Source organism: Pseudomonas sp. PS01301 (assembly GCF_029960215.1).
Taxonomy (GTDB): Bacteria; Pseudomonadota; Gammaproteobacteria; order Pseudomonadales; family Pseudomonadaceae; genus Aquipseudomonas; species Aquipseudomonas coleopterorum.
This window is the reverse complement of sequence record NZ_JASCPM010000056.1, coordinates 1-25,226: the sequence shown is the minus strand read 5'-3', so window position 1 is coordinate 25,226 and position 25,226 is coordinate 1. Positions and strand designations below refer to the sequence as shown.

General features: G+C 61.1%; 26 protein-coding genes. 18 read left to right on the top strand and 8 right to left on the bottom strand.

Features of this window, described 5'->3' with window-relative positions; all coding sequences use genetic code 11:
* Positions 1–284 precede the first annotated feature (284 nt).
* The 3 genes from QMX89_RS20610 to QMX89_RS20600 form a co-directional block, all read right to left on the bottom strand.
* Positions 285–527, bottom strand: coding sequence for a hypothetical protein (locus QMX89_RS20610; protein WP_043192798.1), 243 nt, complete (start codon positions 525–527; stop codon positions 285–287).
* A gap of 142 nt (positions 528–669) precedes the next feature.
* A complete protein-coding gene (locus tag QMX89_RS20605) occupies positions 670–1,011 on the bottom strand; it encodes a zinc ribbon domain-containing protein YjdM (protein ID WP_056844078.1) in 342 nt (113 codons plus the stop codon).
* 148 nt (positions 1,012–1,159) lie between these two features.
* Positions 1,160–2,128, bottom strand: a complete 969-nt coding sequence (locus QMX89_RS20600; protein ID WP_049860949.1) for a polyprenyl synthetase family protein — start codon at positions 2,126–2,128, stop codon at positions 1,160–1,162.
* A 331-nt stretch (positions 2,129–2,459) separates the two neighbouring features.
* Between QMX89_RS20600 and rplU the strand changes: the two genes are divergently transcribed.
* The 5 genes from rplU to QMX89_RS20575 all read left to right on the top strand — a co-directional run bounded on the left by rplU (position 2,460) and on the right by QMX89_RS20575 (position 6,265).
* On the top strand, positions 2,460–2,774 hold the full coding sequence (rplU, locus tag QMX89_RS20595) for a 50S ribosomal protein L21 (protein ID WP_003176051.1): 315 nt from the start codon (positions 2,460–2,462) through the stop codon (positions 2,772–2,774).
* Positions 2,775–2,808: 34 nt separating this feature from the next.
* Positions 2,809–3,066, top strand: coding sequence for a 50S ribosomal protein L27 (gene rpmA, locus QMX89_RS20590; RefSeq protein ID WP_008371588.1), 258 nt, complete (start codon positions 2,809–2,811; stop codon positions 3,064–3,066).
* Between the two features lie 185 nt (positions 3,067–3,251).
* Positions 3,252–4,472, top strand: a complete 1,221-nt coding sequence (cgtA, locus tag QMX89_RS20585; RefSeq protein WP_282349663.1) for an Obg family GTPase CgtA — start codon at positions 3,252–3,254, stop codon at positions 4,470–4,472.
* Positions 4,473–4,665: 193 nt separating this feature from the next.
* Positions 4,666–5,784, top strand: coding sequence for a glutamate 5-kinase (gene proB, locus QMX89_RS20580; RefSeq protein ID WP_056844287.1), 1,119 nt, complete (start codon positions 4,666–4,668; stop codon positions 5,782–5,784).
* 19 nt (positions 5,785–5,803) lie between these two features.
* A complete protein-coding gene (locus QMX89_RS20575; RefSeq protein ID WP_282349662.1) occupies positions 5,804–6,265 on the top strand; it encodes a CreA family protein in 462 nt (153 codons plus the stop codon).
* Between the two features lie 158 nt (positions 6,266–6,423).
* Here the strand turns inward: QMX89_RS20575 and rpsT are convergent, their stop codons facing one another.
* Complete coding sequence (gene rpsT, locus QMX89_RS20570) at positions 6,424–6,702, bottom strand: 30S ribosomal protein S20 (RefSeq protein WP_043192805.1); 279 nt, start codon at positions 6,700–6,702, stop codon at positions 6,424–6,426.
* A 252-nt stretch (positions 6,703–6,954) separates the two neighbouring features.
* On the opposite strand from rpsT, the gene murJ reads away from it, so the two are divergent.
* From murJ to ispH, 6 genes are all read left to right on the top strand, one after another.
* Positions 6,955–8,493, top strand: a complete 1,539-nt coding sequence (murJ, locus tag QMX89_RS20565) for a murein biosynthesis integral membrane protein MurJ (protein ID WP_282349661.1) — start codon at positions 6,955–6,957, stop codon at positions 8,491–8,493.
* A 111-nt stretch (positions 8,494–8,604) separates the two neighbouring features.
* Complete coding sequence (gene ribF, locus QMX89_RS20560) at positions 8,605–9,540, top strand: bifunctional riboflavin kinase/FAD synthetase (protein WP_056844082.1); 936 nt, start codon at positions 8,605–8,607, stop codon at positions 9,538–9,540.
* A 15-nt stretch (positions 9,541–9,555) separates the two neighbouring features.
* Complete coding sequence (gene ileS / locus QMX89_RS20555) at positions 9,556–12,387, top strand: isoleucine--tRNA ligase (protein ID WP_282349660.1); 2,832 nt, start codon at positions 9,556–9,558, stop codon at positions 12,385–12,387.
* On the top strand, positions 12,380–12,901 hold the full coding sequence (gene lspA, locus QMX89_RS20550) for a signal peptidase II (protein WP_049860954.1): 522 nt from the start codon (positions 12,380–12,382) through the stop codon (positions 12,899–12,901). The genes ileS and lspA overlap by 8 nt, the downstream gene beginning before the upstream one ends.
* Complete coding sequence (locus tag QMX89_RS20545; RefSeq protein WP_043192809.1) at positions 12,894–13,331, top strand: peptidylprolyl isomerase; 438 nt, start codon at positions 12,894–12,896, stop codon at positions 13,329–13,331. Before lspA ends, QMX89_RS20545 begins: the two co-directional genes overlap by 8 nt.
* A gap of 16 nt (positions 13,332–13,347) precedes the next feature.
* Positions 13,348–14,295 carry a 4-hydroxy-3-methylbut-2-enyl diphosphate reductase gene (ispH, locus tag QMX89_RS20540; protein ID WP_049860956.1) on the top strand — a complete coding sequence of 316 codons (948 nt, stop codon included), beginning with the start codon at positions 13,348–13,350 and terminating at the stop codon, positions 14,293–14,295.
* Here the strand turns inward: ispH and QMX89_RS20535 are convergent.
* Complete coding sequence (locus QMX89_RS20535; RefSeq protein WP_282349658.1) at positions 14,288–14,797, bottom strand: GspH/FimT family protein; 510 nt, start codon at positions 14,795–14,797, stop codon at positions 14,288–14,290. The two genes, ispH and QMX89_RS20535, sit on opposite strands and share 8 nt — an antisense overlap.
* A 123-nt stretch (positions 14,798–14,920) precedes the next feature.
* Between QMX89_RS20535 and QMX89_RS20530 the strand changes: the two genes are divergently transcribed.
* The 7 genes from QMX89_RS20530 to thiO are packed head-to-tail and all read left to right on the top strand — an operon-like array spanning position 14,921 to position 21,719.
* Positions 14,921–15,394: a GspH/FimT family pseudopilin gene (locus tag QMX89_RS20530; RefSeq protein WP_282349657.1), complete on the top strand. Its 474-nt coding sequence runs from the start codon at positions 14,921–14,923 to the stop codon at positions 15,392–15,394.
* Positions 15,391–15,867 carry a type IV pilus modification protein PilV gene (gene pilV, locus QMX89_RS20525; RefSeq protein ID WP_282349656.1) on the top strand — a complete coding sequence of 159 codons (477 nt, stop codon included), beginning with the start codon at positions 15,391–15,393 and terminating at the stop codon, positions 15,865–15,867. The genes QMX89_RS20530 and pilV overlap by 4 nt, the downstream gene beginning before the upstream one ends.
* Entirely contained in the window at positions 15,864–16,598 is a 735-nt protein-coding gene (locus QMX89_RS20520) for a prepilin-type N-terminal cleavage/methylation domain-containing protein (RefSeq protein ID WP_282349655.1), read from the top strand. The genes pilV and QMX89_RS20520 overlap by 4 nt, the downstream gene beginning before the upstream one ends.
* 10 nt (positions 16,599–16,608) lie before the next feature.
* Positions 16,609–17,118 (top strand): PilX N-terminal domain-containing pilus assembly protein, encoded by a 510-nt coding sequence (locus tag QMX89_RS20515; protein ID WP_282349654.1) that lies wholly within the window; start codon positions 16,609–16,611, stop codon positions 17,116–17,118.
* Between the two features lie 10 nt (positions 17,119–17,128).
* Positions 17,129–20,194, top strand: a complete 3,066-nt coding sequence (locus QMX89_RS20510; RefSeq protein ID WP_282349653.1) for a PilC/PilY family type IV pilus protein — start codon at positions 17,129–17,131, stop codon at positions 20,192–20,194.
* 8 nt (positions 20,195–20,202) lie between these two features.
* Entirely contained in the window at positions 20,203–20,598 is a 396-nt protein-coding gene (locus tag QMX89_RS20505) for a type IV pilin protein (RefSeq protein WP_282349650.1), read from the top strand.
* Between the two features lie 20 nt (positions 20,599–20,618).
* Positions 20,619–21,719, top strand: coding sequence for a glycine oxidase ThiO (thiO, locus tag QMX89_RS20500; RefSeq protein ID WP_282349648.1), 1,101 nt, complete (start codon positions 20,619–20,621; stop codon positions 21,717–21,719).
* A 103-nt stretch (positions 21,720–21,822) separates the two neighbouring features.
* Here thiO and QMX89_RS20495 read toward each other — a convergent pair whose 3' ends face one another.
* From QMX89_RS20495 to QMX89_RS20485, 3 genes are read right to left on the bottom strand one after another with little or no spacing between them, the layout of a single operon-like run.
* Positions 21,823–23,169 carry a sigma-54 dependent transcriptional regulator gene (locus QMX89_RS20495; RefSeq protein WP_177327968.1) on the bottom strand — a complete coding sequence of 449 codons (1,347 nt, stop codon included), beginning with the start codon at positions 23,167–23,169 and terminating at the stop codon, positions 21,823–21,825.
* Positions 23,170–23,171: 2 nt separating this feature from the next.
* The gene (locus QMX89_RS20490) at positions 23,172–24,722 is read right to left on the bottom strand and encodes an ATP-binding protein (RefSeq protein WP_156463196.1); all 1,551 of its coding nucleotides are present in this window, start codon (positions 24,720–24,722) and stop codon (positions 23,172–23,174) included.
* Between the two features lie 34 nt (positions 24,723–24,756).
* Complete coding sequence (locus tag QMX89_RS20485) at positions 24,757–24,990, bottom strand: PP0621 family protein (protein ID WP_282349647.1); 234 nt, start codon at positions 24,988–24,990, stop codon at positions 24,757–24,759.
* Between the last annotated feature and the right edge of the window lie 236 nt (positions 24,991–25,226).

Here is a 25,226-nt window from a genome sequence, read left to right as displayed (position 1 = left end):
CTGGAAGTCCTGTAACGCCTCGGGGTAATCTAGAGGCACCGCACGACCGCCGACGCGGCTCGCGCCGCTGCTACACAGACACGCGCTCCTGTTGCAGCGGCGCAAGCCGCGTCCGCCCCATCGCGATCCCCCGCCTCACGCATCCCCCTGTAGCAGCGGCGCAAGCCGCTTCCGACCCTATCGCGATCCCCACCCCACCACGATTCCCCGCTTCACGCGTACCCCTGTAGCAGCGGCGCAAGCCGCGTCGGCGGTACATGCGTTCCCTCAGACACCCCGCACCCTCAATGCAATTCCCCCATTGGCCGCAATGCGCGGGCGTAGCAGAACAGAAAGAGATTGCGCACCAACTCCTTCAACACCACAGGCTCGCTGGAGCTCAAACCATGCAGATCCAGATCCCCCTGATCACGCAGTTCATCCAGCGCGTCTTCGCCGAGCACGGCACAGACTTCGCCAGTATCACGATGCAGGATGCGCAGGTAGGGATGTGGGCGGTCCAGCCAGGCGTCGATCAGATAGGTCATGGCAATTCTCCTTGAAAGGTTTCAATGAGAATAATTCTTATTCAAATAATAGCAAGAGACTATTTGCCATCGCCGGGCATTGCGCCCCTGAAAGCCATGCCGGCCGCCTCACGACGGCTCGGACCGCTGGTCGGGCTGGACGTCAGACCTTGCGCACGAACTCGGACTTGAGCTTCATGGCGCCGATGCCATCGATCTTGCAATCGATATCATGGTCACCGTCGCACAGGCGAATGTTCTTCACCTTGGTACCGACCTTGACCACCAGCGAAGAGCCCTTGACCTTGAGGTCCTTGATCACGGTAATGGTGTCACCGTCAGCCAAAACGTTGCCCACCGAATCCTTGATCACCAAGGCATCGCCGTCGGCACTTTCTTCGCCGGTTGCCGACCATTCATGGCTGCATTCAGGGCAGATCAGCTGGGTGCCGTCTTCGTAGGTGTATTCGGATTGGCATTTGGGGCAGGGCGGCAGCGTGCTCACGAGATTCCTCGAGGTAGAGAATAAAGGCACGCAGTATATAGGGTTTTTGCAGGCGAAGCCCTTGTAGGAAAGGGCTACCGCAGAGAGGGGCAGTTGTGGGAGCGGGGCGGGCGGCGAGCCCTCTGCCCGCGAAGGGCGCACCACCGAATCAGTGCGTACGCGCCACCGCAAACTCGCTGAGCTCGATCAATGCATCCCGATACTGGCTGGCAGGCAGCACTTCCAGCTGGGCAATGGCCTTGGCCACATAATCGCGGGCCAGACGCGCGGTGTAATCCAGGGCCCCGCAGTCCTCGACCGCCACACGGATCCGTTCCAGATCCTCGATCCCGCCTTTCTGGATTGCCTGCCGCACCAGCGCGGCCTGTTCGGCGTTACCTTCGCGCATGGTGTAGATCAGCGGCAAGGTCGGCTTGCCCTCCGCCAGGTCGTCACCCACGTTCTTGCCCAGGGTCTCGGCGTCGCCGCGATAATCGAGCAGGTCGTCGACCAGCTGGAACGCCACACCCAGGTGGTCGCCAAACGTGCGCAGTGCCTCGCACTGTTCGGCGCTGGCGCCGGTGAGCGCTGCAGCACTGTGCGCCGAAGCTTCGAAGAGCATCGCGGTCTTGCCGCGGATCACTTCCATGTAGATCTCTTCGGTGGTGCTGGCGTCCCGTACCTTGGACAACTGCAGCACTTCGCCCTCGGCGATGATGCGCGTAGCGTGTGAAAGAATCTTCATCACCGACATCGAGCCCAGCTCGACCATCATTTCGAAGGAGCGCGAATAGAGGAAGTCGCCGACCAGCACGCTCGGAGCATTGCCCCACTTGGCGTTGGCGGTAGAGCGGCCACGACGCATGCCGGACATGTCGACCACGTCATCGTGCAGCAGGGTCGAGGTGTGCAGCAGCTCGATGGTGGCCGCCAGCAGCCGCAGGTCATCGCTTTGATGGCCCAGGGCTTTGCCAGCGAGCAACACCAGCAACGGGCGCAGGCGCTTGCCTCCGGAGGAGGTAATATAGTCGCTGATCGTCGATACCAGCGGCACACGCGAGGTCAGCTGCTTCTTGATGATCTCGTCGACGGCGCTGAAATCGTCCGCCACCGCGCGGTAGAAAGCTTGGGGTTGCATCAGCGAGAGTCGCTCCAGAAGGGTTGCGCGGCATGCTAGGACGCGGGTTGGAGCGTGTCAAGGCGCGTCCGTGGCCTGCAACGCCCGTATGCCGGGCAGGAAGCTGGTCGTGAACCTGCGCCGGCATCGTTTTGCCCGCAGCGCCCAACCGTTCGGGCGACTGGCGGCCTCTTGTCAGCGGTTCATGGCTTGCGTACAATCGCGCACCCTGAACTTCCTGGGCAGCACCTGCCTTACGCAATTGCATTTGGGGCGTTCCAACCCATGCAGCCATGCCAGCCGACACTCTACTTATAAAGAGCTGGGTGAGCAGGATTATCGGAGAAATACCATGTCGTACGCAGTAATCGTTACCGGTGGCAAGCAATACAAGGTCGCCCCAGGTGAATACCTGAAGATCGAAAAACTGGAAATCGCCACCGGCGAATCCGTTACCTTTGATCGCGTTCTGTTGGTCGCCAATGGCGACGACGTGAACATCGGCGCTCCAGTGGTTGCCGGCGCTACCGTTGTGGCTGAAGTGATTTCCCAAGGTCGTCACGATAAGGTCCGCATCATCAAGTTCCGTCGTCGTAAGCACCACATGAAGCGCATGGGCCACCGCCAGTGGTACACCGAGATCAAAATCACCGGTATTCAGGCGTAATTTCAGCCTAATTCCTCACTAGGAGAATTGACTCATGGCACACAAAAAAGCTGGTGGTAGTACCCGTAACGGTCGCGACTCAGAAGCCAAACGCCTTGGCGTGAAGATGTATGGCGGCCAGGCTATCATCCCAGGCAACATCATCGTGCGTCAGCGCGGCACCCAATTCCACGCTGGCTACGGCGTTGGCATGGGTAAAGATCACACCCTGTTCGCGAAAGTCGCAGGCGTGATCAAGTTCGAAGTAAAGGGCGCCTTCGGTCGTCGTTACGTGAGCGTTGTCGCAGCCTAATCGCGACGTCGCTGGAGAAGCCCTGTCTTGCGACGGGGCTTTTTCGTTTATGGAGTGAGTCTCTTGCAAAGGTTTGCATGGGCTGTCGGTACGTGAGTCATTGACGGGTTTGCCGCGCTCATTTTTGCAAGAGCCTTACGTTTCAGGTTCATTGGCTCGCCTTGGCGGCGAGAGGCGTATTTTTAATGAAGTTTGTAGATGAAGTGTCCATCCGCGTGAAGGCGGGTGATGGTGGCAACGGCTGCATGAGTTTTCGCCGCGAAAAATTCATCGAGAATGGCGGCCCCAACGGCGGCGACGGTGGTGATGGCGGCTCGATCTACATGATCGCCGACGAAAACCTCAACACCCTGGTCGACTACCGTTATACCCGTCACTTCGATGCCGAGCGCGGCGCCAACGGCGGCAGCACCGACTGCACCGGCAAGAAGGGTGAAGACCTGGAGTTGCGCGTGCCGGTAGGTACCACGGTGATCGACGCCTCCACTCAGGAAGTCATCGGTGACCTGGTCAAGGCTGGTCAGCGCCTGCTCGTGGCTCATGGTGGCTGGCACGGCCTGGGCAACACCCGATTCAAATCCAGTACCAACCGTGCACCGCGCCAGACCAGCCCAGGCAAGCCAGGCGAGCAGCGCGATCTCAAGCTGGAGATGAAAGTGCTGGCTGACGTCGGTCTGCTGGGTCTGCCCAATGCCGGTAAAAGCACCTTTATTCGCTCGGTGTCTGCAGCCAAGCCCAAGGTGGCCGATTACCCGTTCACCACTCTGGTCCCCAACCTGGGCGTGGTGAGTGTCGACCGCTGGAGGAGCTTCGTCGTGGCCGACATTCCGGGCCTGATCGAGGGGGCTTCCCACGGTGCCGGTCTGGGCATCCGCTTCCTCAAGCATCTGGCGCGTACCCGCATTCTGCTGCATCTGGTCGACATGGCGCCGCTGGATGAAACCAGTGCTGCCGACGCCGCCGAAGTGATCGTCAACGAGCTGGTCAAATTCAGCCCGTCCCTGGCCGAGCGCGAGCGTTGGCTGGTGCTCAACAAGTGCGACCAGATCCTGGAAGAAGAGCACGAAGAGCGCGTCAAGGAGATTGTCGATCGCCTGGAGTGGGAAGGTCCGGTCTATGTGATCTCGGCCATCGCCAAGGAAGGTACCGAGCGCCTGAGCCGTGACATCATGCGCTACCTGGAAGACCGTGCCGACCGTCTGGCGCGCGATCCGGCCTATGCCGACGAGCTGGCCGAGCTCGATCAGCGCATCGAAGACGAAGCGCGCGCCCAGCTGCAGGCGCTGGACGACCAGCGCGCGCTGCGTCGCAGCGGCGTGAAGAGCGTCCACGACATCGGCGATGACGACGACTGGGACGAAGAAGACGCCGAAGACGGCCCGGAAATCATCTACGTCCGCGACTAGTGCGTATGGGTGCAGGTCCCGCTCCTGTAGGAGCGGTCCGCGGCCGCGAAGGGCGCACCGCGGTGTGCCTGGCACTCCACGGTGTCTTCTTCGCGGCCGATGACCGCTCCCACAGTGATCTCCAGTGTTAAACTAAACGCCGCTCACCATGAGCGGCGTTTTTGTTTTTCTACCGGGCAAAGGTTGGCAGATGATGCGGAGCAAGGTGACGGGCGCGCAGCGCTGGGTCGTGAAGATCGGCAGTGCGCTGCTGACCGCGGACGGCAAGGGTCTGGATCGCGCGGCGATGGGCGTATGGGTCGAGCAGATGGTTGCTTTGCACAACGCCGGGGTCGAGTTGGTACTGGTGTCTTCGGGTGCAGTGGCGGCCGGCATGAGTCGCCTCGGCTGGGCCAAGCGCCCCAGTGGCATGCACGAATTGCAGGCGGCTGCGGCTATCGGCCAGATGGGTCTGGTACAGGCCTGGGAGTCGAGCTTCGCCGAGCATGGTCGGCACACCGCCCAGATTCTCCTCACCCATGACGACCTGTCCGATCGCAAGCGCTACCTCAATGCGCGCAGCACGCTGCGTACGCTGGTCGAGCTGGGCGTGGTGCCGGTCATCAACGAAAACGACACCGTGGTCACCGACGAGATCCGCTTCGGTGACAACGACACCCTGGCTGCTTTGGTGGCCAACCTGGTGGAAGCGGACCTGCTGGTCATTCTCACCGACCGCGACGGCATGTTCGATGCCGACCCGCGCACCAATCCCGATGCCCAACTGATCTTCGAAGCGCGCGCCGACGACCCGTCGCTCGACGCCGTTGCTGGCGGTACCGGCGGTGCGCTGGGCCGCGGCGGCATGCAGACCAAGTTGCGCGCCGCGCGCCTGGCCGCGCGCTCCGGAGCGCACACGGTGATCGTCGGCGGCCGTATCGAGCGCGTGCTGGATCGGCTCAAGGCCGGCGAGCGCCTGGGTACGCTGCTGTCGCCCGAGCGTGAAATGCTGGCTGCGCGCAAGCAGTGGCTCGCCGGGCATCTGCAGACCCGTGGCACTCTGGTGCTCGACGACGGGGCCGTGCAGGCCCTGACCGGTGGCCACAAGAGTCTGCTGCCGGTGGGCGTGAAAGTGGTGCAGGGCAGCTTCAGGCGCGGTGAGATGGTAGTGTGCGTGGCGCCGGATGGTCGCGAAGTCGCCCGCGGCCTGGCCAACTACAGTGCGCTCGAAGCACAGAAAATCATCGGTCAGTCGTCGGACGTCATCGAGCGCTTGCTGGGCTACATGGCCGAGCCCGAGCTGGTACACCGCGACAACCTGATCCTCGTTTGACCCCTACAGGAACGTTTCGATGAATGTGCTCAAGGCTTTCGCGGCCACCCTATTGTGCTTGCCGATGCTGGCGAATGCCGAGGAAATTGGTCAGGTGTCCACGGTGTTCAAGGTTGTCGGTCCCAACGATCGGATCGTCGTCGAAGCATTCGATGACCCCAAGGTGCCGGGTGTGACCTGCTACCTGTCGCGGGCCAAGACGGGCGGGGTGAAAGGTGGTCTGGGCTTGGCCGAAGACCGCGCCGAGGCGTCCATCGCCTGTCGCCAGGTCGGGCCGATCCAGTTGCCGGACAACTTGAAGGAAGGCGAGGAGGTGTTCAAGGAGCGCACGTCGCTGGTGTTCAAGACCATGCAGGTGGTGCGCTTTCACGACAAGAAACGCAACGCCCTTGTGTACCTGGTCTACAGCGACCGCATGATCGAAGGCAGCCCGCAGAACGCCGTGACCGCCATCCCCATTCGTCCCTGTACCACCGAATAATTGCGATGTGCCTTTCGCGACCGATAACCGCTCCTACGGATACACACCACCGTAGGAGCGGTCATCGGCCGCGAAAGGGGCCACATCGATATTGCCTCTTTCATACAGGCACAAAAAAGCCGACCCTGGGGTCGGCTTTTTCTACATCGTACAGCTGATCAGGCAGCAGCAGCCTGGTTCAGTGCTTTGATGTGGCCATTCAGACGGCCTTTGTGACGAGCAGCCTTGTTCTTGTGGATGATGCCTTTATCGGCCATACGGTCGATAACTGGCACGGCCAGAACATAAGCAGCTTGTGCTTTTTCGGCGTCTTTTGCGTCGATGGCTTTGACTACATTCTTGATGTAGGTGCGAACCATGGAACGCAGGCTGGCGTTGTGGCTGCGACGCTTCTCAGCCTGTTTTGCACGTTTTTTGGCGGAAGGTGAGTTGGCCACCGTCGAGCTCCTCGAAAGACTTTTTGAAATAGCAAACAAATAAGGCCGCGAATCATGCCCATCAACGAGTTGGTTGTCAAGGGTACGTGAAACGATCCGCTAAGTGGTCGGTCGGTGTCGAAGTGATTCACTTCTGGCCCGTGACCTGTACACTCGCGAGGTTTTGGCTCTGCCTGCTGATGCGGCGCGGAGTATCGCACACCTGGGCCGGATATGGGCCTGCTCTTCGTCAACGGGCATGAAAAACTTTCGATGAATCTACTCAAATCCCTGGCCGCGGTCAGCTCCATCACCATGGTTTCGCGGGTGCTGGGCTTCGTCCGCGACACCATCATTGCGCGCATCTTCGGCGCCGGCATGGCCACCGACGCCTTTTTCATCGCCTTCAAGCTGCCGAACCTGTTGCGCCGGATCTTCGCCGAGGGTGCGTTCTCCCAGGCCTTCGTGCCGATTCTCGCCGAGTACAAGAACCAGCAGGGCGAGGAGGCCACGCGTACCTTCATTGCCTACGTCGCCGGCCTGTTGACCCTGGCCCTGGCGCTGGTCACGGTGGCCGGGATCCTGGCCGCACCCTGGGTCATCTGGGCCACCGCGCCAGGCTTCGCCGACACGCCGGAGAAATTCCATCTCACCACCGACCTTCTGCGGGTGACCTTTCCTTATATATTGCTGATCTCGCTGTCGTCCTTCGTCGGTGCGATCCTCAATACCTACAACCGCTTTTCGGTGCCGGCCTTCACGCCTACGCTGCTCAACGTGTCGATGATCCTGTTCGCGCTGTTCCTCACGCCGTATTTCGATCCGCCGGTGATGGCGCTCGGCTGGGCGGTCCTGGCGGGCGGACTGGCGCAGCTGCTGTATCAACTGCCGCATCTGAAACGACTCGGCCTGCTGGTACTGCCGCGTCTGAGTCTGCGCGACACCGGCGCGGTGCGCGTGATGAAGCAGATGCTGCCGGCCATTCTCGGGGTGTCGGTCAGCCAGATATCGCTGATCATCAACACCATCTTCGCCTCTTTTCTGGTAGCAGGCTCGGTCTCGTGGATGTACTACGCCGACCGTCTGATGGAGCTGCCTTCGGGCGTGCTGGGGGTGGCGCTGGGTACCATTCTGTTGCCGACCCTTTCCAAAACCTACGCCAACAAGGACCGCCATGAGTACTCGCGCATCCTCGACTGGGGGCTGCGTCTGTGCTTCGTGCTGGTGCTGCCTTGCGCCGTGGCCCTGGCATTGCTCGCCGAGCCGTTGACCGTGGCCCTGTTCCAGTACGGCAAATTCACCGCTCTGGATGCGGCCATGACCCAGCGCGCACTGATCGCCTATTCCATCGGTCTGCTGGGCATCATCCTGATCAAGGTGCTGGCGCCGGGTTTCTATGCGCAGCAGAACATCCGTACGCCGGTGAAGATCGCGCTCTTCACGCTGGTGGCTACGCAGGTCTTCAACCTGATGTTCATCAGCCACCTGCAGCACGCTGGCCTGGCGCTGGCCATCAGCCTGGGTGCCTGCCTGAACGCCGGGCTGCTGTATTGGAAGCTGCGCCAGCAGGACCTGTTTCAGCCGGAACCCGGCTGGACCGTCTTTTTATGCAAGCTGGGCATCGCCGTGCTGGCCATGGCCGCCGCCTTGCTGGTATTGCTGCAGTACATGCCGGCATGGGCTGACGGCCAGATGCTCGAACGCTTCCTGCGCCTGGGGCTGCTGGTGTTGACAGGCGTGCTAGTGTATTTCGGAATGTTGTTGGCCATGGGCTTCCGCCTCAAGGACTTCGCCCGCCGCGGGCTGGCCTGATCCTTGGATGCCAGCGGTTTTGTGCATTAGCGAACATCCAAGCACGCTGTTGCCTGTCGTCGGCGCGTGGGTATGGTTATAATCGACCACTTTATGAGCAAGAAGCGCGTTATGCAGCTGGTTCGAGGCCTTCACAATCTGCGGCCCCAGCATCGGGGCTGCGCCGCCACCATTGGCAATTTCGACGGTGTCCACCGCGGCCATCAGGCTATCCTGGCGCGGCTGCGCGAGCGTGCCCGTGAGTTGGGCGTGCCCAGCTGCGTGGTGATCTTCGAGCCCCAGCCGCGCGAATACTTCAGTCCGCAGACCGCGCCGGCCCGCCTGGCCCGGTTGCGCGACAAGGTGCAGTTGCTGGCCGACGAACAGGTCGACCTGGTGCTGTGCCTGGCTTTCAACAAGCGCCTGAGCCAGCTCAGCGCCTCGGAGTTCGTCGACACCATCCTGATCGACGGCCTGGGCGTGAAGCATCTGGAAGTCGGCGACGACTTTCGTTTCGGCTGCGACCGGGCAGGGGACTTCGATTTCCTGACCCAGGCCGGCAGCCTTCAAGGCTTCACCGTCGAGGCGGCGCAGACCGTTGAACTGGACGGCCAGCGGGTGAGCAGCACCCAGGTCCGCAAGGCCTTGGCGGCGGCCGATTTCGAACGTGCCGAGCAACTGCTCGGCCGACCCTTCTGCATCGAAGGAAGGGTCCTGCATGGGCAGAAGCTGGCCCGCCAACTGGGCTGGCCCACTGCCAATGTGCAACTCAAGCGCCGTCGCGTGCCGCTGACCGGGGTCTACCTGGTGAGTGTCGACATCGATGGCAAGACCTGGCCGGGAGTCGCCAACATAGGCGTGCGGCCAACCGTTGCAGGTGATGGCAGTGCCCACCTGGAAGTGCATTTGCTGGACTTTGCCGGTGACCTCTATGGCCGGCATTTAACGGTGGCGTTCCACCACAAGCTGCGTGATGAGCAGCGTTTCGCCTCGCTGGAGGCGCTGAAGTCGGCGATCGATGCGGATGTCGCCGCCGCGCGTGCCCACTGGGCCAAGCCAACCGCTTAAATTGAAGAGCCTGAAATGACCGACTACAAAGCCACGCTAAACCTTCCGGACACCGCCTTCCCAATGAAGGCCGGCCTGCCCCAGCGCGAGCCGCAAACTCTGCAGCGCTGGGACAGCATTGGCCTGTACCAGAAGCTTCGCGAAATTGGCAAGGACCGTCCCAAGTTCGTCCTGCACGACGGCCCGCCCTATGCCAACGGCAATATTCACATCGGTCATGCGGTCAACAAGATCCTTAAGGACATGATCATCCGTTCCAAGACCTTGGCCGGCTTCGATGCGCCGTACGTGCCGGGCTGGGACTGCCATGGCTTGCCGATCGAGCACAAGGTCGAGGTCACCCACGGCAAGAACCTGGGCGGCGACAAGACCCGCGAACTGTGCCGTGCCTATGCCAGCGAGCAGATCGAAGGGCAGAAAGCCGAGTTCATCCGTCTGGGCGTGCTCGGCGACTGGGCCAACCCGTACAAGACCATGAACTTCACCAACGAGGCCGGCGAGATCCGCGCCCTGGCGGAAATGGTCCGCAACGGTTTCGTGTTCAAGGGTCTGAAGCCGGTGAACTGGTGCTTCGACTGCGGTTCGGCCCTGGCCGAGGCCGAGGTCGAGTACGCCGACAAGAAGTCGCCGACCATCGACGTCGCCTTCCCGATCGCCGACCAGCAAGCGCTGGCCGATGCCTTCGGTCTGCCAGGCCTGGAGAAACCGGCCAGCATCGTGATCTGGACCACCACCCCGTGGACCATTCCGGCCAACCAGGCGCTCAACGTGCATCCCGAGCTCACCTACGCGCTGGTCGACGTCGGTGACCGTCTGCTGGTGCTCGCCGAAGAACTGGTGGAAAGCAGCCTGGCCCGCTACAACCTGCAAGGCTCGGTCGTCGCCACCACCGTGGGCGCCAAGCTGGAGCTGATCAACTTCCGTCATCCGTTCTACGATCGTCTGTCGCCGGTGTACCTGGCCGACTACGTCGAGCTGGGTGCCGGGACGGGCGTGGTGCACAGCGCCCCGGCCTATGGTGTCGACGACTTCGTCACCAGCAAGCAATACGGCCTGACCAACGACGACATCATCAGCCCGGTGCAGAGCAACGGCGTGTACGTCGAATCGCTGCCGTTCTTCGGTGGCCAGTTCATCTTCAAGGCCAACCAGAACATCGTCGACAAGCTGGCCGAAGTCGGCGCGCTGATGCACACCGAAGTGGTCAGCCACAGCTACATGCACTGCTGGCGTCACAAGACCCCGCTGATCTACCGCGCCACTGCGCAGTGGTTCGTGGGCATGGACAAGCCACCGGTCGAAGGCGACACCCTGCGCGAACGCGCGGTGAAAGCCATCGAAGACACCAAGTTCGTCCCGGCCTGGGGGCAGGCGCGCCTGCACTCGATGATCGCCAACCGTCCCGACTGGTGCATCTCGCGCCAGCGCAACTGGGGCGTGCCGATCCCGTTTTTCCTCGACAAGGCCACCGGTGAACTGCACCCGCGCACCGTCGAGCTGATGGAAGAGGTGGCCAAGCGCGTCGAAGTCGAAGGCATCGAAGCCTGGTTCAAGATGGACCCGGCCGAGCTGCTGGGCGACGAGGCGGCCAACTACGACAAGATCAGCGACACGCTGGACGTCTGGTTCGACTCGGGCACCACCCACTGGCACGTGCTGCGCGGCTCGCACCCGATGGGTCATGAAAGCGGCCCGCGCGCCGACCTGTACCTGGAAGGTTCCGACCAGCACCGTGGCTGGTTCCATTCTTCGTTGCTGACCGGTTGCGCCATCGACAACCACGCGCCGTACCGCGAGCTGCTGACCCACGGTTTCACCGTGGACGAGAACGGCCGCAAGATGTCCAAGTCGCTGGGCAACGTCATCGCCCCGCAGAAGGTCAACGATACCCTGGGCGCCGACATCATGCGCCTGTGGGTTTCGGCCACCGACTATTCGGGCGAGATGGCCGTGTCGGACACCATCCTGCAGCGCAGTGCCGATGCCTATCGTCGCATCCGCAACACCGCGCGCTTCCTGCTCTCCAACCTCAGCGGCTTCAACCCGGCCACCGACCTGCTGCCAGCCGATCAGATGATCGCCCTCGACCGCTGGGCCGTGGACCGTGCTCTGCTGCTGCAGCGCGAACTGGAAGAGCACTACGGCGAATACCGTTTCTGGAACGTCTACTCCAAGGTGCACAACTTCTGCGTGCAGGAGCTGGGCGGTTTCTACCTCGACATCATCAAGGACCGCCAGTACACCACCGGCGCCAACAGCGTCGCCCGTCGCTCCTGCCAGACCGCGCTGTACCACATCAGCGAGGCGCTGGTTCGCTGGATCGCGCCGATCCTGGCGTTCACCGCCGACGAGCTGTGGCAGTACCTGCCCGGCGAGCGCAACGAGTCGGTGATGCTCAACACCTGGTACCAGGGCCTGAGCGAGCTGCCCGAGGGCTTCGAGCTGGACCGTGCCTACTGGGAGCGGGTGATGGCGGTGAAGGCTGCGGTCAACAAGGAAATGGAAAACCAGCGCGCGGCCAAGGCCATCGGCGGCAACCTGCAGGCCGAAGTGACGCTGTACAGCGAAGACGCGCTCAACACTGACCTGGCCAAACTGGGTAACGAGCTGCGCTTCGTGCTGATCACCTCGGGCGCCACCCTGGCGCCGTTCGCTCAGGCTCCGGCCGATGCGGTGGTCACCGACGTGGCCGGCCTGAAGCTCAAGGTAGTCAAGTCGGGTGGCGTCAAATGCGCGCGTTGCTGGCACTTCCGCGATGACGTGGGCGTGAACCCCGAGCATCCGGAAATCTGCGGTCGCTGCGTCGACAACATCAGCGGTGATGGCGAGGTGCGCCACTATGCCTGATTCGTCGGCGTCTTTCGGTCGCTACGGTCACTTGAAGTGGCTGTGGCTCAGCGTGCTGGTCATGGCGCTGGACCAGGCCACCAAGTTCTATTTCGATGGCAACCTGCAGATGTATGAGCAGATCGTGGTCATTCCCGACCTGCTCAGCTGGACCCTTGCCTACAACACCGGCGCCGCCTTCAGCTTCCTGGCGGACAGCGGCGGCTGGCAGCGCTGGCTGTTCACCCTGATCGCCGTGGTGGTCAGTGTGGTGCTGGTGGTGTGGCTCAAGCGTCTGGGCCGCGGCGACACCTGGCTGGCAATTGCCCTGGCGCTGGTACTGGGCGGGGCGGTAGGCAACCTGTTCGACCGCGTCGTGCTGGGCCACGTGGTCGATTTCATTCTGGTGCATTGGCAGGATCGCTGGCGTTTCCCGGCGTTCAACCTGGCCGACAGTGCCATCACCGTCGGTGCGATCATGCTGGCGTTGGATATGTTCAAGAGCAAGAAAAGCGGAGAAGCGGTGCATGACTGAGCAGCGAATCAGGGAAAACACCGAAGTGACCCTGCACTTCGCCCTGCACCTGGAAAACGGTGATACCGTCGACAGCACATTCGACAAGTCGCCGGCGACTTTCAAGGTCGGCGACGGCAACCTGTTGCCAGGCTTCGAAGCGGCCCTGTTCGGCTTCAAGGCCGGCGACCGACGCACCGTCAAGGTGCTGCCGGAAAACGCTTTCGGCCAGCCCAACCCGCAGAACGTGCAGGTCATGCCGGCATCGCAGTTCGAGGGCATGGAGTTGTCCGAAGGGTTGCTGGTGATCTTCAACGACGCCGCCAACACCGAGCTTCCGGGCGTGGTGAAGGCATTCGACGACCGTGAAGTGACGGTAGACTTCAACCACCCCCTGGCAGGCAAGACCCTGACCTTCGAGGTGGAAATTCTTTCGGTCACGGCCCTTTAAGGGCACCGAGGCAAGCATGCAAATCAAACTCGCCAATCCCCGCGGCTTCTGCGCGGGTGTGGACCGAGCGATCGAGATCGTCAACCGCGCGCTGGAAGTCTTCGGCGCACCGATCTACGTCCGTCACGAAGTGGTGCACAACAAGTTCGTGGTCGAAGACCTGCGCAACCGTGGTGCCATCTTCGTCGATGAACTCGACCAGGTGCCCGACGACGTCATCGTCATCTTCAGCGCCCATGGCGTCTCCCAGGCCGTGCGTCAGGAAGCGGCCGGACGCGGGCTCAAGGTGTTCGACGCGACCTGCCCGCTGGTCACCAAGGTGCACATCGAAGTGGCCCGCTACAGCCGCGACGGACGTGAGTGCATTCTCATCGGCCACGCCGGACACCCGGAAGTGGAAGGCACCATGGGCCAGTACGACGCCAGCAACGGAGGCGCCATCTACCTGGTCGAAGACGAGGAAGACGTCGCCAACCTCAAGGTCGTCAATCCGGAAAACCTCGCCTTCGTCACCCAGACGACGTTGTCGATGGATGACACCAGCCGGGTTATCGATGCGCTGCGTGCGCGCTTTCCGGCCATCGGCGGACCGCGCAAGGACGACATCTGCTACGCCACGCAAAACCGTCAGGACGCGGTCAAGATCCTGGCCGACGAGTGCGACGTTGTGCTGGTGGTGGGCAGCCCGAACAGCTCCAACTCCAACCGCCTGCGCGAGCTGGCCGAGCGCATGTCCACTCCGGCCTATCTGATCGACGGCGCCGAAGACATGCAGCAAGGCTGGTTCGACGGCGTGCAGCGCATCGGCATCACCGCCGGCGCCTCGGCACCCGAAGTGCTGGTGCGCGGCGTCATCGAGCAACTGCACGCCTGGGGCGCGACCGGAGCCGACGAGCTGATCGGCCGGCCGGAGAACATCACGTTCTCGATGCCCAAGGAATTGCGGGTCAAGGCGATTACCTAGGCCATCGGGTGCACAGGTTGGCACTGTCAGGATCCGGCTTATCGGTAATCCTGACCCTGCCGGCCCAGCTGATTACCACACGCCAACGCAGCTTGAGCCGCTTCGGGTCGCATATGAACAACGATCCCAGATTTGATTGACGTCCTACCCCCGCAGGTGCACCGAAGCTGTTGAAGCGCACCTCCTCGCGTACCCATCGATTGCCGACGATAGGGACTTTGCCATCCAGCTTGTGAGCGTGGAGCCTCAAGCCGCGTCTATCAATCAAGGTTGTCCAGCCGTGCCTCCAACCATCGCGGGAGGCTCTCACCACGACGGGACTATGCCGAAGGATGGCTTCAAGACGAGCGGTACGAAGCGTTTGCGCCAGTTCCTGTGCCACCACTTTTCCTTGCTGCTCCTGCAACAGGCTGTGTAAGGCTGGCACGGCAATCGCCCCCAATATCCCCACCACTGCCAGCACTACCACCAGCTCCACCAATGTCACTCCCTTGCTGTTCATGCCAACCCTCCCTGGGTTTCTGTGCAACAGGCGCTGATCCCTCTAGAACAACCGTATATCCTGTGCGCCCAGCGAACCGCGCGAGCGCTGGTTTATAGTCAGTGCTCCTGGGGGAGGCGTCCAATGCGGCATGGTTACAAGGGGTTTACGCTGGTCGAGCTGATGGTGACGATCGCGGTGCTGGCCATCCTGGTGACCGTGGGGATTCCATCGTTCGTTACCTTGATGAACAACACCAAAGCGGACACTGAATCCACGGACTTGTATCGGGCACTCAACTATGCGCGGCTCGAGGCGATCAACAGGGGTGTAAGCGTACGTGTTACGCCTTCCACTGCGAACGACTGGACGAGTCGTCTCGATATTCAGGTCGTCAACGCAGGTGCAGTAACCAACCCGGCATTGCGAGTGATCGCACCGATGGCAACGGCAGCTGTCGTTACACCCAAGAACATTGCCAACATCGAGTACAACAATTTGGGCGCGATGGCCAACCCAGTCACGGCAGTGGCGTTTTCCTATGTCCGAGGCACCTTCACCAAGGCCATCGGTGTTTGCATTAACGGGCGGGTGATACTAGGGGGCACTTGTCCATGAACATGCGCATTGGGCAAACAGGAGTCAGCCTGATCGAGGTTCTGGTTTCGCTGCTGATCATGGGCATCGGTCTGCTGGGAGCTGCAGCCTTGCAGCTCAACGCTCTCAAGTTTACCGACAGTTCGGCGCTTACCAGTCAAGCCAGCTTCATCGCCTACGACATGATGGACCGCATCAGGGCCAATCCGGACGGCAACTATGCGCTGGCCAACCTTGATGCTGCGCCAACGGGCAACACCACCGATACCCGAGCACAAGATCTCGCCGACTTCGCCGCTAATGCCAAAGCCATCGGCGGGGTCAGTGCGGGCAGCAGCATCGCTGTGAACAATCGCGTCGTCACCATTACCCTGCAATGGAGCGATGCGCGTGCAACCAGCGCGGCGAGCGTCTCCGGTGTACAGAGCAACGGCGATGGCCTGCAGACGTTCACGTTGACGAGTCGCGTGGCCATCGATAAGGGGATCAAATGAGACGCTCATCTCGAGGCATCGGCCTCATCGAGCTGATGGTCGCCATGACGTTGGGTCTGGTCATCGTGCTGGGCGTCACCCAGATATTTCTTGCGGCCAGAAATACCTATCAAAGCCAGAATGCCGCAGCGAACATTCAGGAAGATGGACGCTTTCTGATGAGCAAGATGGCCCAGGAAATCCGCATGACAGGTTTTTTTGGCTGCCAGGCAAATCCGCTCGACAGCACGCCTACCAAAGACTTCACAGCCGCCTATGCTGCGCCGATTACCATTACCCGTGGCGCCAACAACAGCGTGATTCTTACGCTGATCACCGCTGACGTGGGCAATAACGGTACCAATGCCAACTGGAACATTCTTACAGACTGCCGCAGTTTTTCGACGGCTTACGTACCAGCAGACATGCCTGCCGCGGTCGTTGGTCAGCAGGTTATTCCGATACGCCGTATCGTCTACACCTTCAGCAGCAATCAAGTCAGGTCGGGTAACGTAGCGACGGATGTACAACCGCTAATTGGCAACGTACTGGCGTTCGATGTGACCTTCGGCATGGCCTCATCAGCAGCCAACCCCAACGCTAGCACCTATGTAGCTACCCCAACCAACTACGACCTCATTCGCAGTGTGCGCATCAGTCTGCAAGTGGCGGATCAGGCTGCTACGCCAAACTCGCGTGCGCAAACCCGGACGTTCAATACAGTGATTGCACTGCGAAATCGGCTGCTGTGACGAGGCTTTCATGATGTTTGCATTTGCTCATCCCCATCCAGGCAGGCAACGTGGCATGACGCTGGTGGTCTGCCTGGTGTTTCTGTTGCTGCTGACTTTGATAGGCGTCTCGTCTATGCAGAATGCCACGTTGCAGGAAAAGATGGCGGGCAGCGTCACCTTGCGCAATGGGTCTTTCCAGATAGCCGAAGCCATGCTTCGTCTCGGCGAAAACACCGTCAAGCCCGCCGCCTATACGCTGGGCTTCTGCCAAGATGCTGCCACGTGTGCGCCACCCACTACGGCCGGCACGATAGGTACTAACACTTACAGTGCGGCCAACGGTGTGGTGTGGACTCAGTCCGGACAGGGCTATTACGCGATTCAAAAGGTGGGCACTACCAATAACCCAGCGATCATCGCCAGTGGGCTGCCGATCAATACCCAGAAAACATACTACGAGCTGTATCGCATCACCGGGGTGGGTATCCAGGGGACTTCGCGCACCGTGTTGGAGAGTATTTATGCCAAGCAGAAGTAGTAGGCACGACATGTTCAAACTCGTGCTGGGCCTGCTGGCTGGTCTGTATGTCAGCGCGCCATTATATGCATTCACGCCCTCTGACTCGCCTCTGCTGAGTTCAGGATCGGTTGCGCCTAACGTCATGTTGCTGGTGGACGATTCCGGCAGTATGGATAACCTCATTCGTGCCACCGGGTTCGATCAGTCCGTGACACGTACCCAGATTTACATTTGTGGGTACAGCAACTCCTGCAACCAGTATTACAACGTCGACATGGATAACGAGAACCTGTTCTACAGCTCGTTCCGACAAGGGGCTTGTTCCCTGAATTACTCCGGCTTTCTGCGTCCCAACGGGGTCAAGTACTGCCTTCGCCTACCCGACCCGGTAGGCAACGGCAACACTCGCTATTCGGCCCGGTACATTTCGTACCTCATCGATCAGTTGCCCAGTGGTACAACAACTAAAAACTATACCGATAACTCGATTCCACAGGACTATCGCATCAACGTGGCGCGCGCTGCAGCTTCTGCGATCGTCGATGCCAATCGGACGTTGCGCATCGGTTTGGCGACTTTCAATCCGCCGCGCTCGGGCGACTCTGGCCCCGGCGGTTTCATATCGCGCAACGTCGCTGATATCAGCACCACCACGTCGGCAGGCCCTGCCAACTACAGAGCACTGCAGAGTGCGATTGACGACTTGGGCTCCATCGCCAACACGCCATTGGCAGAAACCTACTACGAGATCACGCGCTACTTCAGGGGCCTAACGCCTTATTACAACAGTACGCCAAGCACCTACACGAGCCCGATCCAATACCGTTGCCAGAAGAACTATGGCGTGGTCATTACCGATGGTCTGCCGACCTATGATCGTACGTTTCCTACTAATGATCCGCTGGGCGGTTCTCGCCTCCCGAACTGGGACGGCAACAGCGCCAACGACGGGGACAACCTCAACGGCGACGGCGAGGGCGATACGCTTTATCTCGACGACATAGCGAAATTTGCCTACGACATCGACATGCGCACAGGCGGCACCGATGCTGCTGGCAAAAGTTGGGATGCTGCAGATTTTCCCAAGCAGAACATGTCTACCTATACGGTAGGTTTTGCGGCCAATAACCAGATGCTCAGGGATGCCGCCGAGCTTTATGGCCAAGGTAAGTATTACCAGGCAACCGATGCTGCCGGGCTGAGTGCTGCGCTGACCGCAGCGCTGAATGATATCGCATCCAAAGCAGGTTCCGGTGGCGGGGCCACCGTCAACTCGGTCAACCTCACCGCATCAAGCCAGTATTACCAAACCTTCTACGACCCAACCGACTGGCGGGGGTCGGTGCGAGCCTACGGCTTGGACGCCAAAGGCTCCCCTACCTCCACGCTCTTATGGTCGACCGACAGCAAGGTCACTTCGGCTGGCAGCACCACGTTCCAGTCCTTCAATACCACGACAGCTCAGCCCATCACGTTGGCGCTGGGGAATTTTTCCCCTGCGCAGCAGGCTACGCTCGCTACGGGCCTGCCCAGTGGTGTTTCCAACAATGATCTGGTCGAGTGGACCAAAGGGACCAACAAGACAGGCTTGAAGGTTCGCTCGGTATTGCTTGGCGATATCATCAATTCGCCGCTGGTCTATGCTTCGCCCACAGCCATTTCGGCTACGGACACTACAGGCGATTTCAGCTACACCAATTACTTGGACACCAAAGCAACTGCCATGACACCTAGCCTCGTTGTGGGCAGCAACGATGGTATGACAAGTGTGCTCAACACCGATGGCACCCGCCGTTACGCTTATTTGCCCTCAAGCACGCTGTCCAATTTGCGTTACGTAGCCGACCCCACTTACATCAATGGCACAGGCCACAAGTTCCTTAACGATGGACAAATGACGGTTGCCGACGCGAAGATCGGCTCGTCTTGGAGGACGCTTGCTTTGGGCGGTGTCGGCGCTGGCGGGCGAACTTATTACGCGCTGCAGTTGTTCCAAGCCAGCAGCAATACAGTTCGAGCCCTTTGGGAAATCTCCAATACCACGGCAGGCTACGGAAACATCGGCTATGCCTACGGTAAGCCTGAAGTGGCCCGTTTGAGTAACGGAACATGGGCCGCCTTTATCTCAAATGGCTATGGCAGTACTTCTGGTCGGGCCTCGCTGTTCGTGGTCGACGTATCGAACGGTAAATTGATCAACGAGATCCAGACGCCTGTGGTTGTTTCGGGCGAAACCGATAACGGTTTGTCCTCCGTGGCGCTGGAGGTCAATAGCCAAGGAGTCGTGCAATATGCCTATGGTGGCGACCTCAAGGGCCGCATGTGGAAGTTCGATTTCACCAGCACTACGAACGGTGCCGTGGGCTTTTCCGGTTCGCCATTGTTTACCGCTTCCGGCGGGGCAAGTCAGCCAATTACCGCACAGCCTACCATTGGCAGCTATACCCAAGGCCGGCAGATCATTTTCTTCGGTACTGGGAAGCTCAACGAAGTAGCTGATAAGACTACGACTGCCACTCAGGCCTTCTATGCAATCGTCGACGCCAATGGTTCGACCGCCAACTACACTGAGTCTTCATTACAACGCCAGACCATCACCAACATCACTGGCAACAAAGTCTATACCAGTCAGAACACGGTGGATTACAACACGCGTAAGGGGTGGTACATGCCGCTGACTTATGGCACCACGGCCACCGGCGAGCGAGTGCTGTATCCCGCGCTGCTGTTCGATGGGCGTGTGTACTTCACGACGGCGATTCTAGACACGACGGATCCTTGTTCCAGCGCGGGTTCCAGCAAGCTGATGGAAGTGGATGCCGAGTCTGGCCAGCGGATCACCAACTTCAATATCTTCGGAGGGCTGGAGTCTACTTCCGGCTTGGTGATCGGCGGTGGCCTGGTTAACGTGGCTTCTTTTGTGAGCTATCAGGATGCTGCTGGCAACGATATGGTTGCACTCCAATTGCCGAATACTGGGAACGGTGGAACGTCAGGTGGAAGTATAAGTGGAGGTGACGATGATCCAAAAAACTCAGTCACCGATCCCGGCAGCAACATCAACCGCCGTATCATGTGGCAACAACGACAATGAGTGTTCGTATGCGCAGGCAACAAGGCTTTACCCTTATCGAATTGATGATCGTAGTCGCCATCGTCGGCATCCTCGCCGCCATCGCCTACCCCAGCTACACCGAGTACGTGAAGCGTACCCATCGGGTCGAGATCGGCCAGGTACTGGCCGAAGGTGCACAAAATTTCGAGAGAGGGTTCACTCGGACCGGCAGCTACGCCAACGTCGCCGACGTGGCGGGTAATGCCTGGTACAACATCGTGACGGTGAAGGACGCCACCACGTTCAGCCTGACGGCAGCGCCAAGGGCAGCCACCATGATGGTCGGTGACAAGTGCGGCAGTTTCGTCATCAACCAGACCGGCGCGCGGACCAACACCGGCATGGCCGCCGGCACCACTTCCGCCACCTGCTGGGGCCGCTGAGCCTTCTTTGGAATCGTTTGATGTCTGAGCATGTTCTCGTTGTCGGCGGCGGTGTCATTGGCCTGCTGACAGCCTATAACCTTGTCGCCCATGTGGATCGCGTCACCTTGATCGATCGCAGCGCGGTGGGCCAGGAGTCGTCCTGGGCGGGCGGCGGTATCGTTTCACCGCTGTACCCCTGGCGCTACAGCCCGGCAGTCACTGCCTTGGCGCATTGGTCACAGGATTTCTATCCACAGTTGGGGCAGCGTCTGGCTGGCGAGACAGGCATCGATCCTGAAGTGCACACGACCGGCTTGTACTGGTTGGACCTGGAGGATGAGGCCGAGGCGTTGGCCTGGGCCGAGCGCAATCGTCGGCCGCTGGCGGCTGTGGATATCTCTTCTACCTATGCCGCGGTGCCGGTGCTCGGGGCTGGGTTCAAGCGGGCGATTCACATGGCGGATGTCGCCAACGTGCGCAATCCGCGCTTGGTGAAGGCGTTGAAAGCGGCGTTGAATGCCATGCCCAACGTGACCGTGCGTGAGCACTGTGAAGTGCAGGGTTTCGTGCAGGATGGCTCGCGTGTGATCGGTGTGCATTCGGCGCAAGGCGAGCTGCTGGCCGATGAGGTGGTGCTGACTGCGGGAGCATGGAGCGGTGAGTTGCTGCAGACCTTGGGTGTCGGCTTGCCGGTGGAGCCGGTCAAGGGCCAGATGATTCTGTACAAGTGCGCTGCCAACTTTCTGCCGAGCATGGTGCTGGCCAAGGGGCGTTATGCGATTCCCCGCCGTGATGGGCACATCTTGATTGGCAGCACGCTGGAGCATGCGGGCTTCGACAAGACCCCTACGCAGGAGGCGCTGGACAGCCTGATGGCCTCGGCGGTCGATCTGCTGCCGGCCTTGGCTGATGCCACGCCGGTGCGGCAGTGGGCCGGGCTGCGTCCGGGGTCGCCGGAGGGGGTACCGTTCATTGGTCAGCTGCCGCGGCATCCGGGTCTGTGGCTGAACTGCGGGCATTACCGCAACGGGCTGGTACTGGCGCCGGCTTCGTGTCGTCTGCTGGTGGACTTGATGGTGGGCCGTGATGCCGTGATCAATCCAGCGCCTTACGCACCGCAGGATCGCCTCATCCCGTAGCAGCGGCGCGAGCCGCGTTCATTCAGGCAAACCGCGTACACCGCCGACGCGGCTCGCGCCGCTGCTACAGGGGGGCGTGTGCCGCTGACGCACTTGCGGGGAATCAATCCAGGCCCAGCTTCTTCAGCCGATAGCGCATCGAACGGAACGACATGTTCAGGCGCTGCGCCGCCGCCGTGCGGTTCCAGCGGGTTTCTTCCAGGGCTTGCAGGATGAGCTTGCGCTCCACGCTTTCCAGGTAATCTTCCAGGTTGTCGATCTGGGCCAGGCTGGGCTCGCCGGTCTCCACGCTGGACGCCGTTTCACTCAGGCGCAGGTCGCTCGCTTCGATGCGGTCGTCCTCACACAGGGTGTAGGCCCGCTCCAGCATGTTCTCCAGCTCCCGCACATTGCCGGGAAAGCGGTAGCCCTTGAGGGTTTCCAGGGCAGCGGGCGTCAACTGTGCGGCAGGCAGGCCGCTGCCTTGCGCCAGGCGCGCCAACACGCTGCTGGCCAGCAGCGGAATGTCTTCACGGCGCTCGCGCAGACAAGGCACGCGAAGCTCGATCACGTTAAGGCGGTAGTACAGGTCCTGACGAAAACGCTGGGCCGCCACTTCGGCTGCCAGGTCTTTATGGGTTGCGCTGAGAATACGCACATCGACCACGTTTTCGGTCTGCCCGCCCACCGCGCGTACGGCCTTCTCCTGAATGGCGCGCAGCAACTTCACCTGCATGGTCAGCGGCAGGTCGGCTACCTCGTCGAGAAAGAGTGTGCCACCGTGGGCGGCCTGAAACAGCCCCGGCTTGTCCTCGGTGGCGCCGGTGAAGCTGCCCTTGCGATGGCCGAAGAACTCGCTCTCCATCAGTTCGGCCGGGATGGCCCCGCAGTTGACCGGGATGAACGGTCGATCCGCCCGCGGGCCTTGCTCATGAATCAGCCGGGCGACCAGCTCCTTGCCGCTGCCTGACTCGCCACTGATGTAGACCGGCGCCTGGCTGCGCGCCAGACGGCCGATCTGCTTGCGCAGGCCGAGCATGGGAGGCGACTCGCCGAGCAGGCGTTGGTCTATGCTCGGTTCCTTGCCGGCAGCAGCGGGCGCTGGCATGCGCAGCGCGGCACCGACCAACTCCCGCAGGCGCGGCAGATCGACCGGTTTGGTGAGGAAATCGAAAGCGCCGGCCTTGAGTGCGTTGATCGCCGTATCCAGGCTGCCGAACGCGGTGATCATGGCCACCGGCACGTGGGAATAGCGCTGCTGGATGAATTGCACCAGCTCAAGACCGGTACCGTCGGGCAGGCGCATGTCGGTCAGGCACAGGTCGAACGATTCGCGGCCCAGCCATTCGCGTGCTTCGGCGACATCGCGCGCACTGCGGGTTTCCAGCTTCATGCGGCCAAGGGTGATCTCCAGCAGTTCACGAATGTCCGGCTCGTCGTCCACGATCAGAATTTTTTGCCTGGCGCTCATAGTCATCCCTGTTTGCGCGGGTGGGCGAAGGTGATACGCATGCAACTCCCGCCTTTTTCACGTGCCCTGTAGTCTAGGTGGGCCTGATTGCTTTCGCACAGCTCGCGGGAAATATACAGCCCCAGCCCGGTGCCGTTGCTTTCGGTCGTGAAGAAAGGCTCGAACATGTGCTGCAACTGATCGGCGGCAAAGCCCGGGCCGTCGTCCAGCACCTCGAGGATCGGCAAACCGTTGGTCGGCTCCACGAACAGATTCAGCCAGACCTGCGCGCGGCCCTGTTGCTGGGCGCTGTAGCGCAGGCCGTTTTCTACCAGGTTGTTCAGCACCTGGGTCAACTGGTTGGCATCCATGCGGGTTTCCAGGGTGCCGTCGCTGACATACAAGTGCAATTGCTGGCCGGGACGGGCGGTAGTGCGAAATTCGCTGACGAAGTTTTCCAGCCAGGCCTTGAGGTCCAGTGGGTGCGGCGCGCTGGGGCGGCGACGCGACAGCTGCAACACGTTTTCGATGATCAGGTTCATGCGCTTGCAGTGATCCTGAATGATCTGGGTCAGGCGCCGGTCGGCGGCCGGCAGGTCTTCGGACTCCTGCAGCAACTGGCCTGCATGGCTGATGGCGCCCAGCGGATTACGGATCTCGTGGGCGATGCTGGCGGTAAGGCGACCCAGGGCAGCCAGCTTGAGCTGTTGCGCCTGCTGCGCGATCTGCGACAGGTCTTCGAGGAACACCAGCGTCTGCTGCTGCTCGCCACCGCGGCGCAGGGCAATGAAGCTGGCCTGGATCGACGGACCGGTAGGCGACAGCTTCAAGCTTTTGACCCGCAAGGCTGGGTTGGTCTGCCACTGCAACAGACGCTCGATCAAGTCGGGGGAGTGATCGGCGATCAGTTCGCCATTGAGCGTCATGCGCCCGAACAGGGCCAGGGCGCCCTGGTTGGCCAGTTGCACGCGCAGTTCGGTGTCCAGCACCAGAATGCCGGTGCGCATGCGCTGCAGGATCAGCGAGTTCAAGGCCTCCAGGCTGGTGACATCACTGGCGCGTTGTTCGGCCAGGTTCTCGCTGGTGCTCAGCAGTCGACTCAGCCCTTGAACCACAAACCACACGGCGAAGCACAACACACCCAGGGTACTCGCCTGCAGGTAGTCATTGGCGGCGGCCGGTCGGGAGATGCTCAGGTAGAACGTCAGGTAGATGATGCCGATGGTGGCGAGTGCGGCGATCAATAGGCCGAGGCGACCGCGCAGCAACAGGTTGCCCATGGCCACGGAGGCGATCATCAGGTTGCCGATGCCGCTGGGCGTGCCGCCACCCGCGTAGAACAGGCCGGCGAGCATGATCACGTCGGCGGTGGCCAGGCTGAATACCGGCAGCACCCGGCGCGGGTTGCCCATCAGCACCACGACCAGGATGTTGAGAATGAGGTAGAGCCAGCTGCCGGCGCGGAACAGTTCGCCATCGGCGACTTCCAGCAGGCGGTTGTCCATGTTGCTGGAAATCAGCAGGACCAGGGACAGACCAATGGTCAAGCGGTAGAGGTGGTACAGGCGCAGCATCCGCTGCGCCTGGGCGCCGCCGAGAAACTGCGCTTCAGCGGGCACCGTTGCTGGGCCCTTGCTCCAGATGAGGCTGGCTGCAATACCAGTGGCTGTCACGACGCAACGCGCTGTCCTCTGGCAGGTGCACGCCGCACTGGGCGCAGCGAACCATGGTCAGCGAGGCCGGCTTGTGCTGTTCGCGAGGCGCGCGGGCGGGAGTCTTGAACCTGCGCCACAGCCAGATGGCGGCGAAGACGATGGCGATCCAGAAAATCAGGCGAATCATGGGAAGGTCAGCTTTGCCAGGGAAGATGGCGCAGTGTAGGAGCGAGCCCGACGCGGAGCAAGCGGCGGGCGAGGGCAGGCCTTGGCAAGCCCTGGTGTGAGCAGTCATTGGCTGGGAAAAACACCGGTGGGAGCGGGTCTCTGCCCGCGAAAGGGGCCCTGCGGTGTATCAGGCAGGCCGCAGTGAGCCCTTCGCGGGCAGAGACCCCCTCCCACAGGCATATATATGCTACACAG

Excerpts from the sequence above, each read along its gene's own strand:
- ispH (WP_049860956.1), top strand. The coding sequence starts at position 13,348 with ATGCAAATCAAACTCGCCAATCCCCGCGGCTTCTGCGCGGGTGTGGAC.
- QMX89_RS20600 (WP_049860949.1), bottom strand. The coding sequence starts at position 2,128 with ATGCAACCCCAAGCTTTCTACCGCGCGGTGGCGGACGATTTCAGCGCC.
- QMX89_RS20610 (WP_043192798.1), bottom strand. The coding sequence starts at position 527 with ATGACCTATCTGATCGACGCCTGGCTGGACCGCCCACATCCCTACCTG.
- QMX89_RS20510 (WP_282349653.1), top strand. The coding sequence starts at position 17,129 with ATGTTCAAACTCGTGCTGGGCCTGCTGGCTGGTCTGTATGTCAGCGCG.
- murJ (WP_282349661.1), top strand. The coding sequence starts at position 6,955 with ATGAATCTACTCAAATCCCTGGCCGCGGTCAGCTCCATCACCATGGTT.
- cgtA (WP_282349663.1), top strand. The coding sequence starts at position 3,252 with ATGAAGTTTGTAGATGAAGTGTCCATCCGCGTGAAGGCGGGTGATGGT.
- ribF (WP_056844082.1), top strand. The coding sequence starts at position 8,605 with ATGCAGCTGGTTCGAGGCCTTCACAATCTGCGGCCCCAGCATCGGGGC.
- rpmA (WP_008371588.1), top strand. The coding sequence starts at position 2,809 with ATGGCACACAAAAAAGCTGGTGGTAGTACCCGTAACGGTCGCGACTCA.
- lspA (WP_049860954.1), top strand. The coding sequence starts at position 12,380 with ATGCCTGATTCGTCGGCGTCTTTCGGTCGCTACGGTCACTTGAAGTGG.
- QMX89_RS20530 (WP_282349657.1), top strand. The coding sequence starts at position 14,921 with ATGCGGCATGGTTACAAGGGGTTTACGCTGGTCGAGCTGATGGTGACG.
- ileS (WP_282349660.1), top strand. The coding sequence starts at position 9,556 with ATGACCGACTACAAAGCCACGCTAAACCTTCCGGACACCGCCTTCCCA.
- QMX89_RS20535 (WP_282349658.1), bottom strand. The coding sequence starts at position 14,797 with ATGAACAGCAAGGGAGTGACATTGGTGGAGCTGGTGGTAGTGCTGGCA.
- QMX89_RS20545 (WP_043192809.1), top strand. The coding sequence starts at position 12,894 with ATGACTGAGCAGCGAATCAGGGAAAACACCGAAGTGACCCTGCACTTC.
- proB (WP_056844287.1), top strand. The coding sequence starts at position 4,666 with ATGCGGAGCAAGGTGACGGGCGCGCAGCGCTGGGTCGTGAAGATCGGC.
- QMX89_RS20490 (WP_156463196.1), bottom strand. The coding sequence starts at position 24,722 with ATGCTGCGCCTGTACCACCTCTACCGCTTGACCATTGGTCTGTCCCTG.
- QMX89_RS20575 (WP_282349662.1), top strand. The coding sequence starts at position 5,804 with ATGAATGTGCTCAAGGCTTTCGCGGCCACCCTATTGTGCTTGCCGATG.
- QMX89_RS20520 (WP_282349655.1), top strand. The coding sequence starts at position 15,864 with ATGAGACGCTCATCTCGAGGCATCGGCCTCATCGAGCTGATGGTCGCC.
- QMX89_RS20505 (WP_282349650.1), top strand. The coding sequence starts at position 20,203 with ATGCGCAGGCAACAAGGCTTTACCCTTATCGAATTGATGATCGTAGTC.
- QMX89_RS20515 (WP_282349654.1), top strand. The coding sequence starts at position 16,609 with ATGATGTTTGCATTTGCTCATCCCCATCCAGGCAGGCAACGTGGCATG.
- pilV (WP_282349656.1), top strand. The coding sequence starts at position 15,391 with ATGAACATGCGCATTGGGCAAACAGGAGTCAGCCTGATCGAGGTTCTG.
- rplU (WP_003176051.1), top strand. The coding sequence starts at position 2,460 with ATGTCGTACGCAGTAATCGTTACCGGTGGCAAGCAATACAAGGTCGCC.
- QMX89_RS20495 (WP_177327968.1), bottom strand. The coding sequence starts at position 23,169 with ATGAGCGCCAGGCAAAAAATTCTGATCGTGGACGACGAGCCGGACATT.
- thiO (WP_282349648.1), top strand. The coding sequence starts at position 20,619 with ATGTCTGAGCATGTTCTCGTTGTCGGCGGCGGTGTCATTGGCCTGCTG.
- QMX89_RS20485 (WP_282349647.1), bottom strand. The coding sequence starts at position 24,990 with ATGATTCGCCTGATTTTCTGGATCGCCATCGTCTTCGCCGCCATCTGG.